The sequence below is a fragment of the Rhodopseudomonas sp. BR0C11 genome (assembly GCF_010820945.1).
GTDB lineage: Bacteria > Pseudomonadota > Alphaproteobacteria > Rhizobiales > Xanthobacteraceae > Rhodopseudomonas > Rhodopseudomonas palustris_H.
This window is the reverse complement of record NZ_QTKI01000474.1, coordinates 1-3378: the sequence shown is the minus strand read 5'-3', so window position 1 is coordinate 3378 and position 3378 is coordinate 1. Positions and strand designations below refer to the sequence as shown.

The 3378-nt window shown below is 63.9% G+C and carries 2 protein-coding genes; both read left to right on the top strand.

The genetic code is table 11. The features are described from left to right. The coding region (locus tag DYI24_RS23650) for an ATP-binding protein (protein ID WP_164574060.1) at window positions 1–2257 on the top strand (2257 nt) is incomplete at its 5' end. Beyond that, the coding region (locus DYI24_RS23645; RefSeq protein WP_164574059.1) for a GAF domain-containing protein at window positions 2254–3378 on the top strand (1125 nt) is incomplete at its 3' end. The genes DYI24_RS23650 and DYI24_RS23645, both read left to right, overlap by 4 nt.

Below are 3378 nucleotides of genomic sequence, written 5' to 3'. Positions count from 1 at the left end.
GTCTGACCTATCGACCTGCGACGACGAGCCGATCCATATCCCCGGTGCTATCCAGCCGCATGGATTGCTGCTCGCCCTCGCCGCCGACATGACGGTGGTCGCCGGCAGCGACAACCTTCCCGAACTCACCGGACTGGCAATCCGCGACCTGATCGGCCGTTCAGCGGCCGATGTCTTCGATTCCGAGACCCACAACCGGTTGACGATTGCCTTGGCCGAGCCTGGAGCAGCCGTGGGAGCGCCGATCGCGGTCGGATTCTCGGTGCGAAAATGCGGTGACTTCGTCGGCTCCTGGCACCGTCACGATCAGCTCGTCTTCCTTGAACTCGAGCCTCCGCAGCTGGACGTCGCAGAGCCGCAGGCGTTCTTTCGCCGTACCAACAGCGCCATCCGCCGCCTGCAGGCCGCAGAGACGCTGGAAACCGCTTGCGCGGCCGCCGCGCAAGAGGTGCGCGAGATCACCGGATTCGATCGGGTGATGATCTATCGCTTCGCTCCCGACTTCAGCGGCGAAGTGATCGCAGAGAATCGATGCGCCGAGGTCGAGTCGTATCTCGGCCTGCACTTTCCGGCCTCCGACATCCCGGCGCAGGCGCGCCGGCTCTACGCGATCAACCCGGTCCGGATCATTCCCGATATCAATTATCGGCCGGTGCCGGTCTCCCCAAGCCTCAATCCGATCACCGGGCGGCCGATCGATCTCAGCTTTGCCATCCTGCGCAGCGTGTCGCCCGTGCATCTCGAATACATGCGCAATATCGGCATGCACGGCACGATGTCGATCTCGATTCTGCGAGGCGAGCGGCTGTGGGGGCTGATCGCCTGCCATCACCGGAAGCCGAACTACGTCGATCTCGACGGCCGTCAGGCCTGCGAACTGGTCGCCCAGGTGCTGGCCTGGCAGATCGGGGTGATGGAAGAGCAAGCGATCACACGCCAGACGCTCAAGGGGCAGGCAATTCAGCGCAGCCTGATCAACGACATCGAACAACTGCACGATCATCGAGCCGGACTGGCGCGCAACAGCGAAGCGCTGCTCGAGCTGATGGGAGCATCCGGCCTTTGCCTGCATAGCCGCGAAGGCGTGATCACGATCGGGCAGACCCCACCCTCGCCGATCATCGATCAACTGGCACAACTGGCCAGCCGCTCCGGCGGCAGCGAACTATTCCAGACCGACAGGTTGTCGACCATCATTCCGGAAGCCAGCGCCTGCGCCGAGGTCGCGAGTGGCGTTCTCGCCGTACCCCTGTCGCGCACACCGCCCCGCCGGGTGATGCTGTGGTTCAGGCCCGAAGTGGCGCAGACGGTGTATTGGGCGGGCAATCCCGACAAGTCGGTGACGGCTGAATCCGGGCGCCTGCGGCCGCGCACCTCGTTTGCAGCTTGGACCGAGCAGACCCACGGCCGAGCAATCGGATGGCAGCCGCACGAGGTTGCCGCCGCCGTTGAAATCCGCGACCTGATCATCGACGTCATTCTGCGCAACACCGAAAAGCTGGAACGCATCAACACCCAGCTCGCCCGCAGCAACGAGGAGTTGGAATCGTTCGCACACGTGGCCTCGCACGACATCAAGGAGCCGCTTCGCCATATCGAGGCATTCGCCGGCCTGCTCGCCGACAACATCCACGAAATGGGGGATGAGCGCCTCGGCGTCATGGTCAGCGGCATCGAGAAATCGTCGCGGCGGCTGCGCAACCTGATCAACGATCTGGCGGAGTTTTCGCAGCTCGGCCGGCGATCGAAGCCGCTGTCCTGGGTGTCGCTCGAAACGGTCCTCAACGAAGTGTTGGCCGACCTGCAGCCCCGGATCGCGGAAGCACGCGCCGAGATCCAGGCCGACCGGCTACCGTTCGCGCGCTGCGACCATAACCAGATCCGCCAGGTGTTGCAGAATCTGATCGCGAACTCGCTCAAATATCGCGATCCGGCGCGGGCATGCCGAATTCACGTCTATGCAGAACCGGACGACAATGGCGGGCGTCCCGAGATCGGAGCGGAGCCGGCCATCCGGATCTGCGTCACCGACAACGGCATCGGCTTCGACAAGAAATATATCGATCAGGTGTTCGAACCGTTCCAGCGGCTGCACGGTCCAGACGACTACGAGGGCAGCGGCATCGGCCTCGCGATCTGTCGCAAGATCGTTCAGCGTCATGGCGGACGTGTCGGCGTCGACACCATTGCGGGGAAAGGTTCGACCTTCTGGTTCACGCTGCCGGTTGCGGGCGATCACGGGCAGGATGAACGATGAGCTCGTCATCAAATCCGGGCCCGCCCGCCGCAACCGTGACCGATCCGAGCGGTCGGCTCGCGCTTGATCTCACCGAATGCGACCGCGAGCCGATTCACATTCCCGGCGCGATCCAACCCCACGGCTACCTGTTCGCGTTGGTCGATGCCGATCTGCGGATCGTATCCGTCAGCGCCAACGTGGAGGATCTGCTCGGGCAGCCGCCTGCTGCGCTGCTTGACGTGTCGATCGCCAACTACATCACCGCTGCCAGCTTCGCGCGGCTGACGCACGTTCTCTACGGCGGCGATACGGCGGCCATGAACCCGATCCGTGTGGACATCGCGACGTCTGAAGGAGAACGCGCGTTCAACGGCATTCTGCACCGGCACGACTCTCTCGTCCTTCTCGAACTCGAGCCACGCGACGAGTCGCGCTACACGAACGAGTTCTTCCGCAGCGTGCGCGTTGCGATCCGTCGTCTGCAGACCGCCGCCGATTTGCCGGCCGCATGCCGGATTGCAGCCAGCGAAGTCCGCCGCATCACCGGATTCGACCGGATCAAGGTATACCGGTTCGCGGCCGACTGGAGCGGTCAGGTGATCGCCGAAGACCGTGACACCGGAATTCCGTCGCTGATGGACTTTCACTTTCCGTCGTCCGACATCCCCGCGCAGTCGCGCGCGCTGTACGCGATCAATCCCGTCCGCATCATTCCGAACATCGCGTATCGCCCCTCGCCGCTGGTGCCTGACGTCAACCCGCGGGTCGGCGGCCCGATCGATCTCAGCTTCTCGGTGCTGCGCAGCGTATCCCCGACGCATCTCGAGTACATGGTCAACATGGGCATGCACGCCGCGATGTCGATCTCGATCGTGCGCGACGGCCGGCTCTGGGGCATGATCTCCTGCCATAATCTGACGCCGCGCTTCGTCTCCTACGAAGTTCGGCAGGCCTGCGAACTGATCGCCCAGGTGCTGACTTGGCAGATCGGCGTGCTCGAGGAAGCCGAAATCGTCCGCCACAGCGTCCGGATGCGCGCCATCCAGAATAGGCTGCTGCACGAGCTCGGCGACGAGCAAGGCCTCACCGCCGGCCTCAGCCGCGTCAGCGACGAAATGCTCACCTTGATGGGCGCACAC